This is a genomic window from Clostridium sp. AM49-4BH (assembly GCF_003478335.1).
Classification (GTDB): Bacteria; Bacillota; Clostridia; order Lachnospirales; family Lachnospiraceae; genus Butyribacter.
Genome location: NZ_QUFB01000055.1, coordinates 1 through 16,271 on the forward strand (window position 1 = coordinate 1; position 16,271 = coordinate 16,271).

Annotated in this window: 9 protein-coding genes, 1 tRNA gene and 1 pseudogene; all 11 read left to right on the top strand. The window is 37.3% G+C overall.

Features of this window, described 5'->3' with window-relative positions; all coding sequences use genetic code 11:
* The first annotated feature begins 198 nt into the window (after positions 1 to 198).
* The gene (dnaA, locus tag DW981_RS12490) at positions 199 to 1,566 is read left to right on the top strand and encodes a chromosomal replication initiator protein DnaA (RefSeq protein WP_022024096.1); all 1,368 of its coding nucleotides are present in this window, start codon (positions 199 to 201) and stop codon (positions 1,564 to 1,566) included.
* Positions 1,567 to 1,911: 345 nt separating this feature from the next.
* Positions 1,912 to 3,015: a DNA polymerase III subunit beta gene (gene dnaN, locus DW981_RS12495; RefSeq protein ID WP_118507962.1), complete on the top strand. Its 1,104-nt coding sequence runs from the start codon at positions 1,912 to 1,914 to the stop codon at positions 3,013 to 3,015.
* Positions 3,016 to 3,035: 20 nt separating this feature from the next.
* Positions 3,036 to 3,251, top strand: coding sequence for an RNA-binding S4 domain-containing protein (locus DW981_RS12500; RefSeq protein WP_022024094.1), 216 nt, complete (start codon positions 3,036 to 3,038; stop codon positions 3,249 to 3,251).
* The gene (gene recF / locus DW981_RS12505; protein ID WP_022024093.1) at positions 3,251 to 4,339 is read left to right on the top strand and encodes a DNA replication/repair protein RecF; all 1,089 of its coding nucleotides are present in this window, start codon (positions 3,251 to 3,253) and stop codon (positions 4,337 to 4,339) included. Before DW981_RS12500 ends, recF begins: the two co-directional genes overlap by 1 nt.
* Positions 4,340 to 4,355: 16 nt before the next feature.
* Positions 4,356 to 6,277: pseudogene (gene gyrB / locus DW981_RS12510) on the top strand (DNA topoisomerase (ATP-hydrolyzing) subunit B).
* Positions 6,278 to 6,303: 26 nt separating this feature from the next.
* Entirely contained in the window at positions 6,304 to 8,766 is a 2,463-nt protein-coding gene (gyrA, locus tag DW981_RS12515; protein ID WP_118507963.1) for a DNA gyrase subunit A, read from the top strand.
* Between the two features lie 70 nt (positions 8,767 to 8,836).
* Positions 8,837 to 9,679, top strand: a complete 843-nt coding sequence (locus tag DW981_RS12520) for a fumarate hydratase (RefSeq protein ID WP_118507964.1) — start codon at positions 8,837 to 8,839, stop codon at positions 9,677 to 9,679.
* Between the two features lie 60 nt (positions 9,680 to 9,739).
* Positions 9,740 to 10,267, top strand: coding sequence for a Fe-S-containing hydro-lyase (locus DW981_RS12525; RefSeq protein WP_022024599.1), 528 nt, complete (start codon positions 9,740 to 9,742; stop codon positions 10,265 to 10,267).
* Positions 10,268 to 10,515: 248 nt separating this feature from the next.
* Positions 10,516 to 13,572, top strand: a complete 3,057-nt coding sequence (locus DW981_RS12530; protein WP_118507965.1) for a glycoside hydrolase family 5 protein — start codon at positions 10,516 to 10,518, stop codon at positions 13,570 to 13,572.
* Between the two features lie 35 nt (positions 13,573 to 13,607).
* A complete protein-coding gene (locus tag DW981_RS12535; protein ID WP_279220198.1) occupies positions 13,608 to 15,389 on the top strand; it encodes an Ig-like domain-containing protein in 1,782 nt (593 codons plus the stop codon).
* A gap of 448 nt (positions 15,390 to 15,837) precedes the next feature.
* A tRNA-Ser gene (locus tag DW981_RS12540) sits at positions 15,838 to 15,925 on the top strand.
* The last annotated feature ends 346 nt before the right edge of the window (positions 15,926 to 16,271 follow it).

Genomic DNA, 16,271 nt, shown 5'->3' on the forward strand with positions numbered 1-16,271 from the left:
AAATTGTCTTCAATGATAATTTATTTATGTGCGAAGTTTGCTTTATAACCCATCTTAGAACTTGTAATTTTCCCTTATTTGATATAAAAATAATGTTATATGGTGCAAAAATAGGCTTTTTCTCCGAAAAATGGCTGTATAAGCCTTATAATGCATTTATATAAGTAATGATTATTGTTGGAAAAGAGGGAAGTTACTGTGAAAAACGAACTTTACGAAAAATGGGATGATATTTTAGAAAATATGAAGACGGAATTTGAGATATCTGCTCCTATCTATCGCACTTTCGTTAAAACCTTAAGCATTTACCATGTGGAGGGTAATAAGCTTACTGTTTTGATCGATGACGTAAAGATTGGAAACAGTAAATCCTTCGTTGAACAGAGATATTCGCTGTTTTTGGCAATCTCGATTGAAGAGTTTACTGGGATTCAATATGATATTTCTTTCGTATCACGTTCAGAATTAGGTCAGCAAAAAGCTGATGATCCTGAAAAGAAAGAAAAGAAGCATAATAATCCAACGATCAATTCCAAATATACGTTTGACACCTTTGTCGTTGGTGATAACAACGATTATGCACACGCAGCAGCATTAAAAGTTGCTGAAGAGCCTGGTGACACATACAATCCGCTTTACATTTATGGTGGACCGGGACTTGGCAAAACGCATCTTATGCATGCAATTGCTAATTATATTCAAGAACACGATGCAAGTAAAAAGGTTATATACGTAACCAGTGAAACCTTTACAAATGACATTGTCGATGCTGTCCGTGACAGCCATCATAATGAACATACAATGACAAAGCAGGAGTTTCGCAATAAATACCGCAACGTTGATGTTCTATTGATCGACGATATTCAATTTATTATAGGTAAGGAATCTACTCAGTTGGAATTTTTCCATACCTTTAATCATTTATATGAATCGCAGAAGCAGATCATTATCTCCTCAGATAAACACCCTTCTACGATGACAACATTAGAAGAGAGACTTCGTTCCCGTTTCGAAATGGGGCTGACTGTAGATATTAAGGCTCCTACCTACGAAACGAGGATGGCTATTTTAAGAAAAAAAGTTGCTGAAGAAAATATAAATATTGATGATTCTATTCTCGATTATATTGCCAGCAACATTATTTCCAATATTCGAGAGCTACAGGGAGCAATTAATAAAGTGCTATCCTTCTCAGATTTTTGTAATACAGAAATCACCTTGGAATCTGCTAAAAAAGCATTGGTAGACATCATCAATCCTAATATGAAGCGGCAGATTACCATTGATTATATTATGGAGACTGTAGCAGATCATTTTCATATTACAATGAAAGATCTCCTCTCCTCCAAAAGAAACTCCAATATTGTTTATCCAAGACATATTTGTATGTATCTGTGCCGGCAATTGACAAATAGCACATACGAAGAGATTGGAAGCAAAATTGGTAATCGTCATCACTCAACCATTCTTCATGGGGAAGAAATCATCAAAAAGAAATTAGATGAGGGTGATGAAGAGTCTATCAAGACGATTGATGTTTTGACCAAAAAGATCGATCCTCAATAACAAGTAACATTATAATAGGTAGAAACACCGTTTTCTTTCCTATCGTTTTGTTCCGATAATAGCTTATTCTCTGTGAATATGTGGATATATTATTGACATATCGACATTTTTTGTGAATAAAGCATAAGCTCGATTTAGCAGCAAATTTTCGGATTGTGTATAAAAGAATGGTTTTTCACAGAAATCAGAAACTTATTTATGAACTTGTCCTAAAGCTTCGATTCAATGATTTCTAAGGCTAAAACCACTTTTCCTCAAATCCACAACCCCTACTACTGCTACTACTGAAAAATATTTAAATATTATTTATTTATTTTTCTCTGATTTTTGAAAGGAGTTATAAACATGCATATCATATGTGACAAATCCAAACTCATTGAGGGAATGAATATTGTTATGAAAGCAATTCCCGGTAAAACTACAATGATGATTTTGGAATGTGTAGTTATAGAAGTAAAAGATAATCAGATCAAATTGATTGCTAATGATCTTCAATTGGGAATTGAAACTTTGATTGATGGTGAGATTAAGCAGGAAGGATCCGTTGCAGTTGGAGCTAAGGTATTTTTTGAAATTATACGTAAACTCCCATCCGACAATGTATCCATCACGGTAGATGAAGACTATCATATGAATATTAGTTGTGGTAAGGCAAAATTCAATATTATGGCAAAAGCAACGGACGAATTTCCGTATCTGCCTAATATTGTCAAAGATAAAAACGTAAATATCTCTCAATTTACACTCAAAGATATTATCCGTCAGACTGTGTTTTCTATTTCTGATAATGAAAATGCGAAAGTCATGACTGGTGAGTTATTTGAGATTCACGACTCTGAGTTGAAAGTTGTATCCTTAGATGGACATCGTATTTCTATTCGTAAAGTAAAATTGAATCAGTCCTATGATGATGTTAGTGTTATCATTCCGGGTAAGACGTTGATCGAAATCAGTAAGATCATCAACGGTGGAATGGACGATGAGGTTTCTATTTTCTTTACAGATAAACATGTATTGTTTGAATTTGAAGATACGATCGTTTTGTCCCGTCTTATCGAAGGAGAATATTATAAAATTGACAAGATGCTCTCTACGGACTACGAGACGAAAGTAACTGTAAATAAGAGGGAAATGTTAGAATGCATTGATAGATCTACGCTTCTTTTGAAAGAATCCGACAAAAAACCGGTTATTATTGATGTTCAGGATGATTATATGAAATTTGCCATGAATTCAGCAATCGGTTCGATGGATGAGGATATTGATGCTTCAAAAGAAGGAAAAGATATTTTGATTGGTTTCAATCCTCGCTTTCTCATGGATGCACTGCGTGTTATTGATGAAGACGAGATTACAATGTATATGATCAATCCAAAAGCACCATGTTTCATTAGAGACCAGGAGGAAACCTATATTTACTTAATTCTTCCTGTCAACTTTAATGTGTGATAATAAGGAGGAATGCTTAAATGGAGGCAATTGAGATCAGTGATGAATTTATTAAACTTGGTCAGGCTTTGAAGCTGGCTGGATTAGTATCCTCTGGTGTAGAAGCTAAAATTGTGATTCAAAATGGTGAAGTTACTGTAAATGGGGAGGTTGATACAAGACGCGGACGTAAATTGTATCCGCAGGATAATTTTTGCTATCAAGGGCAGGAAGTTACAGTAATAGGTGAATCATAATGAAATTAGAATCCATTGAGGTGGGTAATTTTAGAAATTATGAAAATGCCAAGTTGGAATTTCATCCAAAGACCAATATTCTTTATGGGGATAATGCGCAAGGAAAGACAAATATATTAGAGTCTATCTATGTTTGTGCAACGACTAATTCTCACAAAGGAAGCAAAGATAAGGAATTAATAAGGTTTGGTGAAGATGAAGCGCACATACGTATGTTTCTCACTAAACGAGAAATGACTCATAAGATTGATATGCATTTGAGAAAGAGCAAAGGAAAAGGAATTGCTATTGATGGTGTTCCGATCAAACGCTCTAGTGAATTAATGGGTCTTGCACATGTTATATTTTTTTCTCCGGAGGATTTAAAGATTATAAAAAATGGTCCGTCCGAGAGAAGAAGATTTGTAAATATGGAATTGTGTCAGTTAGATCCTTTGTATTTGTATGATCTGGCTGAATACAATAAGGTGCTTATGCAGCGTAATAAACTGCTAAAGCAGATATCCTTTTCGCCATCTTTGGAAAGTACTTTGTCCATATGGGATGAGAAATTGATCGAGTATGGAGAAAAAATCATTGTAAGACGGCAGCAATTTGTGGATGAATTAGATAAAATTGTTCTTCAAGTTGCAAAAAATCTTACCGGAGAGAAGGAAATTATAAAAACATTGTATGAACCGGATGTCTCTGCAGGAAACTTTGAGAAAGCTCTAGCTGAATCAAAGGAAAGAGACATGAAATTTTGTTCTACAAATGTCGGACCACATCGTGATGATCTGTGTTTTATGAATGGAGAATTGGACCTGCGCAAGTTTGGTTCTCAGGGACAACAGAGAACTTGTGCATTGGCATTAAAACTTGCAGAAATTGAAATTGTAAAAAAATCATCACAAGATTGTCCAATATTATTATTAGACGATGTTTTGTCTGAACTCGATAGAAATAGGCAAAACTATTTGTTAGATAGTATTCATGACATACAAACCATAATCACCTGCACCGGTTTGGAAGAGTTTATTGATAGCCGTTTAACGCTTGACAGGGTTTTCCGAGTGAAAGAGGGAACAGTGACATTGGAAACAAGGTAAAGAAATGGAGAAAACTATGGGAACAGAAGTGAAAAATGAATATGGAGCGGATCAAATTCAGATTTTGGAAGGTCTGGAAGCAGTACGTAAAAGACCGGGAATGTATATTGGAAGTACGTCTACCCGTGGTTTGCATCATCTCGTTTATGAGATCGTTGATAATGCGGTCGATGAGGCTTTAGCCGGATATTGTACAGAAATCGAAGTGACGATCAATAAGGATAATTCCATTAAAGTTATTGATAATGGACGTGGTATCCCGGTAGGTATCAATCACAAAGCAGGTCTGCCTGCGGTTGAGGTCGTATTTACGATCCTTCATGCCGGTGGTAAATTCGGTGGTGGGGGATACAAGGTATCAGGTGGATTGCATGGTGTTGGTGCTTCGGTTGTAAATGCTCTTTCGGAGTGGCTGGAGGTTACCATTCATCAAAATGGCAAGATGTATCGTCAAAGATATGAACGCGGAAAAGTAATGTATCCACTGAAAGAAATTGGAGAAACAGATCATACCGGTACAGAAGTTGTATTTTTGCCGGATAAAGAAATTTTTGAAGAAACAGTATTTGATTATGATACACTACGTCAAAGACTTAGAGAAATGGCATTTTTGACAAAGGGATTAAAGATTATTTTGATTGACCGTCGTTTGGAAGAACCAAAGATTCGTTCGTTCCACTATGAGGGTGGTATCAAAGAATATGTGTCTTATTTGAATAAACAAAAAGATGCTTTGTATGAAGATGTTATTTATTGTGAGGGACAGAGAAATGATATTTATGTTGAAGTTGCAATGCAGCACAACAGCTCTTATCAAGAAGGAACTTACAGCTTTGTAAATAATATTACAACGCCGGAAGGTGGAACACATTTAACAGGTTTTAGAAATGCATTAACTAAGACGTTTAATGATTATGCAAAGAAAAATAAAATTCTGAAAGATAGCGATGCAAACTTAGCGGGTGAAGATATTCGTGAAGGATTATCAGCTATTATCAGTATTAAAATATCAGAACCGCAGTTTGAGGGACAGACAAAGCAGAAATTAGGTAATAGTGAGGCAAGAGGTGCCGTTGAATCGGTGGTAACCGAGCAGCTTACTTATTTCTTAGAGCAGAATCCTGCAATCGCTAAGATTATTTGTGAAAAAGCTGTCGTTGCACAGCGTGCCAGAGATGCAGCACGTAAAGCCAGAGATCTCACAAGAAGAAAAACTGCCCTTGAGGGAAGTGCTCTTCCCGGTAAATTGGCAGATTGCAGTGATAAAGATCCGAAAAACTGTGAGATTTACATCGTAGAGGGTGATTCTGCAGGTGGAAGTGCCAAAACTGCAAGAAATAGAGCAACTCAGGCGATTCTTCCATTGCGTGGTAAAATTTTGAATGTAGAAAAATCACGCTTGGATAAAATTTTGGTCAATAATGAGATTAAAGCAATGATAACTGCATTTGGTACAGGAATCGGCGATGATTTTGATATTAGCAAGCTTCGTTACGATAAGATTGTCATTATGACAGATGCCGATGTAGATGGTGCACATATTGCAACATTGATGCTGACATTTTTATATCGATTTATGCCGGAGCTGATCAGACAAGGACATGTTTATCTGGCGCAGCGCCATTGTATAAAGTCGAAAAAAATAAAATGATTCGTTATGCTTATGATGATAATGAATTGAATGAAATTTTGACAGAGATTGGACGAGACGGCAACAACAAGATTCAACGTTACAAAGGTCTTGGTGAGATGGATGCTGAACAGCTTTGGGATACTACGATGGATCCGGAAAAACGTATTTTGCTCCGTGTTAATATTGGAGATAATTCGGAAGCGGAAATTGATCTGACGTTCAATACACTTATGGGAGATAAAGTGGAACCGCGTCGTGAATTTATTGAAGCAAATGCAAAATATGTGAAGAATTTAGATATTTAATGGTTGAGTAAGTATTGGAGGACAAGATGGACGAAAATATTTTTGATAAGATTCATGAAGTGGATCTAAAAGAGAAAATGGAAACGTCATACATTGATTATGCCATGTCTGTTATTGCTGCAAGAGCTTTGCCAGATGTAAGAGATGGTCTAAAACCTGTACAAAGACGTATTCTGTATGCAATGGATGAGTTGAATAATGGACCGGATAAGCCTCACCGTAAATGTGCACGTATCGTTGGTGATACAATGGGTAAATATCATCCACATGGTGATAGCTCTATTTATGGTGCATTGGTAAATATGGCACAGGATTGGTCAACCAGATATCCTTTGGTAGACGGCCATGGTAACTTTGGATCTGTCGATGGCGACGGAGCAGCCGCAATGCGTTATACAGAGGCAAGATTAAGCAGAATTTCTGTTGAAATGCTTGCAGATATTGGCAAGGATACAGTTGACTTTATTCCTAACTTTGATGAAACGGAAAAAGAGCCGACAGTATTACCATCCAGATATCCAAATCTACTGGTGAATGGTACTTCCGGAATTGCCGTAGGTATGGCAACTAACATTCCACCACACAATTTGCGTGAAGTGATCAATGCCGTTGTACAGATTATTGATGATATCAAGGAAGATAAAGAAACAACCATTGAAGAGATTATGCAGATCATTAAGGGACCGGATTTTCCAACAGGTGCACAGATTCTTGGTACACGTGGTATTGAGGAGGCATATCGTACCGGTCGTGGTAAAATTCGTGTCCGTGCCGTGACAGAAATTGAGCCTATGGATAACGGCAAAAATAGGATCGTAGTAACGGAATTGCCGTATTTGGTCAATAAAGCACGTTTGATCGAGAAAATTTCAGAATTACATAGAGATAAAAAAGTAGATGGTATTACGGATCTTCGTGACGAGACAAGTCGTGAGGGAATGCGTGTATGTATAGAACTCCGCCGCGATGTTAATCCAAATATTGTATTGAATCAATTGTATAAACATACGCAATTGCAGGACACATTCGGTGTCATAATGTTAGCTCTTGTTAACAATGAGCCGGTTGTTATGAATATTATGCAGATGCTTCAGTATTATCTGAAACATCAGGAAGAAGTAGTTACTCGTCGTACAAAATATGATCTGAATAAAGCAGAAGAAAGAGCACACATTTTAGAAGGTTTGCTGATCGCTTTGGATCATATTGATGAAGTAATTAAAATCATTCGTGCATCCAAGAATACTGCGGAAGCTAAAAATTCATTGATAGAACGCTTTGAACTTACTGATGCGCAGGCACAGGCAATCGTTGATATGCGTTTGCGTGCTCTGACCGGTTTGGAAAGAGAAAAGATTGAAAATGAATATGCAGAATTGCAAAAGAAGATTGAAGAATACAAAGCAATCCTTGCAGATCGAAAGGTATTATTGGGAGTGATCAAAGAAGAGATTATTTTGATCCGCGATAAATATGGTGACGAGCGTAGAACATCAATCGGTTATGATGAGTATGACATTTCCATGGAAGACATGATTCCACATGAAAATACGATCATAACAATGACAAAGCTTGGATACATCAAGCGCATGACCGTTGATAATTTTAAGAGTCAGCATCGTGGTGGCAAAGGAATTAAGGGAATGCAGACGATTGAAGATGATTATATCGATGATATGATCATGACAACGACGCATCATTATATCATGTTCTTTACCAATACGGGACGCGTTTATCGAATTAAGGCTTATGAAATACCAGAGTCAAGTCGTACAGCAAGAGGAACTGCTATTATCAATCTGCTGCAGCTTATGCCCGGAGAGAAGATCACAGCGGTCATTCCTTTCAAAGAATACGAAGAAGATAAATATTTGTTCATGGTTACGAAGCGCGGTATTGCTAAAAAGACACCGATATTAGAATATTTTAATATCCGTAAATCAGGACTGCAGGCAATCAATCTTCGTGATGATGACGAGTTGATTGAAGTTAAGATCACAGATAACAAGAAGGATATTATCATGGTAACAAAGCATGGACAGTGTATTCGTTTCCATGAAAAAGATGTCAGAACTACCGGCAGAAATTCTATGGGCGTTATTGGTATGAATTTGTCTTACGATGATGAAGTTGTAGCAATGCAGTTAAATACACAGGGAACACAGTTGTTACTGGTATCTGAGTATGGAATGGGCAAATGTACCAACATTGAAGAATTTACACCACAGCATCGCGGCGGTAAAGGAATTAAGTGTTATAAGATTACCGAAAAAACCGGTAATGTTGTTGCTGCAAAGGCAGTAAATAGTGATAACGAAGTAATGCTTATTACAACAGAGGGAATCATTATTCAGATCATGGTGGATGAGATTTCTATCTTGGGACGAATCACATCAGGAGTCAAACTGATCGATCTGGATCCGAATAAGGAAATTGTTGTAGCAAGTATTACAAAGGTTAGAGATGTTATCCCAGAGGATATAAATTAATACCGAAGCAACGATAATAGTTGGTCCGGCAGTAATGTCGGACCAAAAGTGTTTAGAAATGAGGAGAGTTATGAGAACAATTACAACAGACACTATTATTCAAAACATCAAGGAAATGTGTATTGAAGCAAATTATTCTTTAACGTCGGATGTAAAAGATAAATTATATCGGGCAGCAGAAGAAGAAAATTCTCCCTTGGGCAGACAGATCCTTTCGCAGTTGAAAGAAAATTTACAGATTGCGAAAGATGATGAAATACCGATTTGTCAGGACACAGGTATGGCAGTTGTATTTTTAAGAATAGGACAGGATGTCCATATTGAAGGTCAAAATCTTGAGGATGCTGTAAATGAAGGAATCCGGCAAGGTTATATAGAAGGATATTTAAGAAAGTCAGTTGTATCGGATCCTATTTTGCGTGAAAATACCAAAGACAATACGCCGGGTGTTATTCATTATGAGATCGTAGCAGGTGAAAATATCGAAATCACGGTAGCTCCGAAAGGATTTGGCAGTGAAAACATGAGTCGTGTGTGTATGCTTAAACCGGCAGATGGAATTGAAGGTGTTAAAAATGCTGTTATTGAGACAGTTAAAATAGCAGGTCCAAACGCATGTCCACCGGTAGTAGTTGGTGTCGGAGTAGGCGGTACATTTGAAAAATGTGCTATTTTAGCCAAAAAAGCATTAACAAGAGATTTGAATACACATAATGAAATTTCATATGTTGCAGATTTAGAAAAAGAATTATTAGAAAAAATTAATGAACTTGAAATTGGACCGGGTGGTTTAGGTGGAAAAATGACAGCGTTGGGTGTTAATGTTGAAGTATATCCAACACACATTGCTGGTCTTCCGGTTGCGGTTAATATGTGTTGTCATGTTAACAGACATGTTCATCGCATCATATGATGAGTCAAAAGTTATGAAAGAGATAAAGTTTGCAGGCTGAGAAAGGAATGTAGGATTATTATGGAAAAATATATCAATACACCAATTGATGATAAAATTGTTTCCGAGTTAAAAGCCGGAGATTATGTATATTTAACAGGAACCGTATATACTGCTCGAGATGCTGCACACAAGAGACTTTATGAGGCATTGCAGCGCGGAGAAGATATTCCGTTAGAGCTTCAGAATAATATTATATATTATTTAGGGCCATCTCCTGCCAGAGAAGGTCAGGTTATTGGATCTGCCGGTCCGACAACGAGCAGCCGCATGGATAAATACACACCATTATTGCTTGAAAAAGGACTTAAAGGTATGATCGGTAAAGGAAAAAGATCCGATGAAGTAATTGAGTCCATGCACAAAAATCACGCAGTATATTTTGCAGCAATTGGAGGAGCAGGAGCTCTATTATCCAAATGCATAAAAAAATCAGAAGTAATAGCTTACGAAGATCTTGGAACGGAGGCAATTCGTAAATTGGAGGTAGAAAATTTACCAATCATTGTAGTAATTGATGATGAAAAAACTAACTTGTATAATAGATAGTAACCATGTATAATAAAAACAAGTTGAGATTCTAAATTTAACATCTGTTGATATAATAAAAAGGGAAAGTTTTACTGTGGAGTGCATGCTGCAGTTGCTTTTGCTTTTTGTTTATATACAATTTTTTAGCATACTTTTATGGGGAGGAAAGTTGCTTAATACAAATAGAAAGGGGGACGTAGCAAAAACAGTGGTTCTTTAGTATACAGGGTGCGAAAAATGTTTATTAAAGAAAGGGGATCAACAAGATGAAAAGAAACAAAAGAATAATGGCAATCATTATGACCATTGCTATGGTTCTGACATCGGCAAATCTGCCTCAGATCAGTATCAAAGCAAAGGCAGCAGTGACACCACCGGCAGAAAATATGAAGGATACAAGCATATTGACGGTAAAGGGAGATGATTTATCATCCAATTTAGGAAGTCATGTATCAGGAGAGGCTTATAATGGATATCTCCAGTCTATGACAAAAGATTCAGCAAAGGCGGATTATTACAAAATCACATTTAAGGTAGCAGAGGGAACAGCAGAGGATACAAAGATCGTGACATTCCAGCCATATGATACTTCATATCAAGGATGGCAGGATAACATTATCAAATTATCCGATGCACAGTATGATGAAGAGAATGCACAGTATGTTGCTTATATCAGTGGTGACAAGATTCGTGATTCTTATACGACAGGCGGCAAATTTAATGGTATTAATGTCAGCTTTTGTCAGGCAGAGCCTGCAATTACATTAACCGGTCTTTACACCAGCAAAGTGGTAGATCCGAATGCGACACCTTCTCCTGAAGAAGTAAGATGGGAAGAAGAGCAGAAAGTTGTTGTATGGGGTGATGATTCTAAGACAACATACGGACACGAGATTATGCAGGATGTCAGCGTACAGGATATTGTTGCAGGTCTTGGCGATGCAGGAAGCAAATTTGCATTCAGCAAAGTAAAAGGACAGAAAGTAACTGTATATATTAAAGTGACAAAATGTTCCAGATACTCACGTATTAAGATCAGTGGTGGTAATCTTGCAGCCAACAGTGTTACTTCCAACAAAGAATTGATCGGTGTTGACAATACGACCAATATGAAAGAAAACGGTGGCAGCGGTTACAAAAATAGTGCACATTTTCTTCATGCCGGATGGGGAACTACAGGTGGTTATGGTTCCGGTATGGGGCAAAAAGAAAGTGCTATTTACAAATTTGCAGATTCTAGTGTAAAAACAGGAACGGAAGAATCTGCAGGTGTTCGTCTGAGAAGAATGACTACAGATGTAGAAGCATATATTTGTGGAATTAAGTTTGGTTCTGTAGGATCCGTTACAGTATCTCAGCCGGATGCAGATGGAAAAGTAACATTCAAAGAAGGATTTGATGCTTCTAATGTTGAATCTTGGAACAAAGATGATACTGACGTAGAGCCAAAGCCGGAACCGGAACTTCGCGCTGATGAAGCAAAGGCAATCCAGACCATCATTGATACCTTCAAAGGCTACAAACAGTCTGAAATCTTAGATGAAACAGTTTGGAATACAATTAAGAGTGATATCAAAGATGCAGAAGCATTAGTAGCAGATGAGACATCTCTTTCTAAAGATATCAAGGCTTTAAGAAAACAGATGGAATCTTATAATGCGACGGTAACTGAGGAAATTGACCGTACCGCTACAAGAAATGGTTTGAAAGAGTCTATTGACTATTGCAAGTCATTGAAAGAAGGAGATTATTCTAACAAAGATACATTTGCGAAACTTGCAGATGCTATTACGACAGCAGAAAAAGCATATACTAATGTTTCAGACACAAGATTAAATTATAAAGCAGCAAGAGATACTTTGGAAAAAGTACGTGTTGCTTTGACAAAGAACGTTTCCACGGAAAGTAGTAATCCGAAAACCTTCCGTATTCTTGATAAGAAAACGGTAATCAAAGAAATGGGTGCCGGTATCAACTTAGGTAATACAATGGATGGAGGATTATATGATTCTTCAGAAACAGGATGGCAGGCATATAAGACAACCAAGGATTATATCAAAGCACTTCATGATGCAGGATACAATACAGTTCGTATTCCGGTAACTTGGGGATCACATATTAACGATGATTATACAATTGACGAAGCATGGATCAATCGTGTACAGGAGATTGTAGATTATTGTGTAGATCAGGATATGTACGCAATTGTTAATATCCATCATGATGGTGCAGCTAACCATGATGATCGTGGTAACAATACTCCAGCATGCTGGTTGGACACATATTCTCAAAATATTGAAAAGGTATATCAGAAATATGAGGGAGTATGGAATACTATTGCAAACCGCTTTAAGGATTACGATGAGCATGTAATCTTTGAGAGCATGAACGAGGTTACAGATGCACATGGAACAGCAACAAATGAAGACGATGCAGTGTTAAACGCATTGAATCAGTTGTTCATTAACACAGTACGTGCAACAGGATCTAATAATACAAAGCGCTGGTTAGCAATTACCGGACGTTTTGCAACAACAGCTGCTATTACAACAATGCCGGAGGACACATTGGCAGATAGCGGTGATCTTGGAACAACAAGATTAATGTTTGCAGTTCATATTTACAAATCTAATAACAATGTTAGATGGAGTTATGATGATTTGAAACAGTGGCAGAGTTCTATGAGTTCCAGCTACAAAAATGTTGGAAATCTTGATGTAAATATGCCGATTTATGTTGGTGAATATGGTGTTAGAACCAAAGCACAGAACGGATCTGCTACAGGCTATAACAATGCAGAGAGAGCGCTGAATTATGAAATGTGTGCAGCAATCGCAGACTTTTATAATGCAGTTCCGGTTGTATGGGATCAGGGAACAGGTAACTATTTAGGCGTTGAGACAGAGCAGGGTCTATTCACAGACTGGAACAGACCGGAGTTAAAACCGGTATATGACGATGTTGTACACGGAACGATCCGTGGAACATTGGAAGCAGGAAAGAGCACTGATCTTTCCGAAAGAATGTCTGCGATTTATACAAGTTATGGTCATGCAACGACATCAGACAATAGCGTTTCTAAAGATCCTGAGATCGAGAAAGCTACAGATATTGCGTTGAGTGATACAAAGGTAGAAATCAAAGCAGGCGAGAGAAAAACAATTACTGCAACACCAGACTCTTCTAGAGACATTGTTCTTTGGAGCACAGCCGATGATACAGTAGCAACAGTTTATGATGGAGTGATCCATGCAAAAGCAGGCGGTGTAACAACAGTATATGCTAAGTCACAGTCTGGATCTGTAGAAAAGGCAATCAGGTAATTGTACAGTCTACAGGTGAAGAAACAGCAACAGCGATCAAAACAGAAAAAGCTTACTATGAGATGACAGAGGGTGACACATTAACATTAAATGCGTCATTAACACCAGCTGACAGCAAAGATGCTATTACATACACATCTTCTAATACATCTATCGCAACAGTAAGCAGCTCTGGTAAAGTAACCGCAGAAAATGCAGGAAAGACATACATTATTGTTAAAGCAGCAAGTGGTGTAAGTACAATTGTTGCTATCAAAGTTAATAAGAAGTCTTCCAGCGGTACAGTAAATGTAACATTAAATGCACTATTTGCTAACGGATTAACAGAAAAGAGTGAGCCGGTAACAATGAATGGTGATGGACAGTATACTTTAACATTTGATTTGGATAAAGATCTGTCAGACGATGGCGTAAAAGCCGGAATTACCAAGTTAGAAGATCTCACTGCAATCTATATCCGTGATACAAACACATTGAAACCGGTCGTTTCAGCAGCATCGATTCGTTATGATAAGATCACTGTAAATGACAAAGAACTTACCTTAAAGAAACTGGATTCTATGGATGCAGACGGATTCAAGAATTTGCTGAAAGACAACGGACAGCTTGATTCTAATGATCCGATCAATGGATGGGATGGTTGCGCAGTAGAAGAAGTATCCATCAATTCCAGCAAACACAGTGTAAGTTTTACAGGTGTAGATAACCCAACAAAGATCTCTGTAACATTTACCATTAAGGGAATGAAATTCTTCCCAGGTAAAGAAAAAGAGAAAGAGGCTACAAAGATGGAATCTGTTACGGCAAATAAGATTGTTATGCCGGAAATTGGATCAAGTACAGAAATCGAATTAAATATGACTCCGGTTACAACAGATTCAGAAGTGACGTTCTATTCAACAGATAGTGCTGTAGCGGTAGTTGATAATGCAGCACATACGGTAGATGCAGACGGAAAGATAAAAGTTAATGTAACAGCCGTAGGCAAAGGAACAACTACAATTGTCGGCATCACTGAAAATGGACTTAAGGTATTCTATACGGTAGGTGTAGGCGATATGTCTGCTGATGATTTAGCAGAGCCACAGGATCCAACACCAAGTGGATTAGATGGCAGTGAACCAGAACCAACGCCGACAGTAGAGCCAACAGCAACGCCGACAGTAGAGCCAACAGTAACGCCGACAGTAGAGCCAACAGCAACGCCGACAGTAGAGCCAACAGCAACTCCAACCAACAAACCTGCAGAACCGACATCACCTGCAAATGGAGCTAAAGACCAGAAGATTACAGCACCGGCTAAACTGACGAAAGCAATCGGCAGCAAAGCATTTGCAATTAAAGCAAAGACGGATGGAAATGGTAAATTGACATATAAGTCATCCAATACTAAAGTAGCAGCGATTAACGCTAAAGGTGTTATCAAAGTAAAAGCATATGGAACAACAAATATTGTAATCAATGCAGCAGCAACGAATAATTACAAAGCTGCGCAGAAAGTATGCAAATTAACAGTAACACCAAAGGCTGTTAAAGTTACTAAAGTGACAAGAGCAAAATCCGGCAAGAAGATTTCTTTGAAATGGAAGAAAGACAAGACAGTCAAAGGATATCAGGTTACATACTCTACAGATAAGAAGTTCAAGAAGGGAGTAAAGAAAGTAACTGTTAAAAAGGCTAAGACTGTAAAGAAGACTATATCAAAGGGAATCAAGGCAAAGAAGAAATGCTATGTAAAAGTACGTTCTTATGTCAAAGCTGGCGGAAAGACAATCTATGGACCATATTCAAAGGTTCGCAAGGTATCTGCAAAATAATTAGTCATATCATGATGATAAAATTGCAGATATAATAAGAAGAGGCATGGTTTTATGTAAACATAGAATTATGCCTCTTTTGTTATCTTAAAATTAGAGGATTAACAATCTAAAACCATTTATAACATTTATCAGAAAATATAGTTCTATGAAAATAGTGTTTCAACATTTTATTTATGAAAACTACCCATACCGGAAGTAACTGTAAAAACCATATATTGCATATTTGTGCGAGCACAAGCGCACTTTACCCTTATTTACACTTACATCATAATATAAAATGAAAAAGAAAAACATCTATATATTGTAGTAGAGAATGAAAATTATAAATAGATATAGAATAAAGAATAAATTTGTAAAAAAATGCAATAAAATTCAAAAATGTTGTTGACATAATGGCAACAAATTGATATACTAATTCTTGCTGACGGTAAAGAAAACGTCGTGAGGAGAAATACTCAAGAGGCTGAAGAGGCGCCCCTGCTAAGGGTGTAGGTCGGGCAACCGGCGCGAGGGTTCAAATCCCTCTTTCTCCGTTAGAAATTCTACTTTTTATAATAAAAAAAGAATTTCAAAAAAAATTAAAAAAAGTTGTTGACAAGCTCTTCACAGTGTGATAATATATATCTCGCTGACGCACGAGAGAGCGAACAGCAAAGACCTGATAAGAGGTCAGAGAAACTTGATAACTGAATAGTAAAACAACCCTGAAAATTCTAAATAAAGGATGAGATGAAAACACATCCTAAAATAAAGATTTTCAATTCTGATCATTCATAAAACATGCTTTATGAAGATCGCGCGAGACCAAGACGAAAGTCAACGGTAAAAACGGAAGCCAAAGTGAAAACTAAGGCAGGAACTTAAACATGAGAGTTTGAT

Bases quoted from the DNA above. Each gene is read 5' to 3' on its own strand.
- gyrA (WP_118507963.1), top strand. From the start codon at position 6,304: ATGGACGAAAATATTTTTGATAAGATTCATGAAGTGGATCTAAAAGAG.
- dnaN (WP_118507962.1), top strand. From the start codon at position 1,912: ATGCATATCATATGTGACAAATCCAAACTCATTGAGGGAATGAATATT.
- recF (WP_022024093.1), top strand. From the start codon at position 3,251: ATGAAATTAGAATCCATTGAGGTGGGTAATTTTAGAAATTATGAAAAT.
- DW981_RS12530 (WP_118507965.1), top strand. From the start codon at position 10,516: ATGAAAAGAAACAAAAGAATAATGGCAATCATTATGACCATTGCTATG.
- DW981_RS12500 (WP_022024094.1), top strand. From the start codon at position 3,036: ATGGAGGCAATTGAGATCAGTGATGAATTTATTAAACTTGGTCAGGCT.
- DW981_RS12525 (WP_022024599.1), top strand. From the start codon at position 9,740: ATGGAAAAATATATCAATACACCAATTGATGATAAAATTGTTTCCGAG.
- DW981_RS12520 (WP_118507964.1), top strand. From the start codon at position 8,837: ATGAGAACAATTACAACAGACACTATTATTCAAAACATCAAGGAAATG.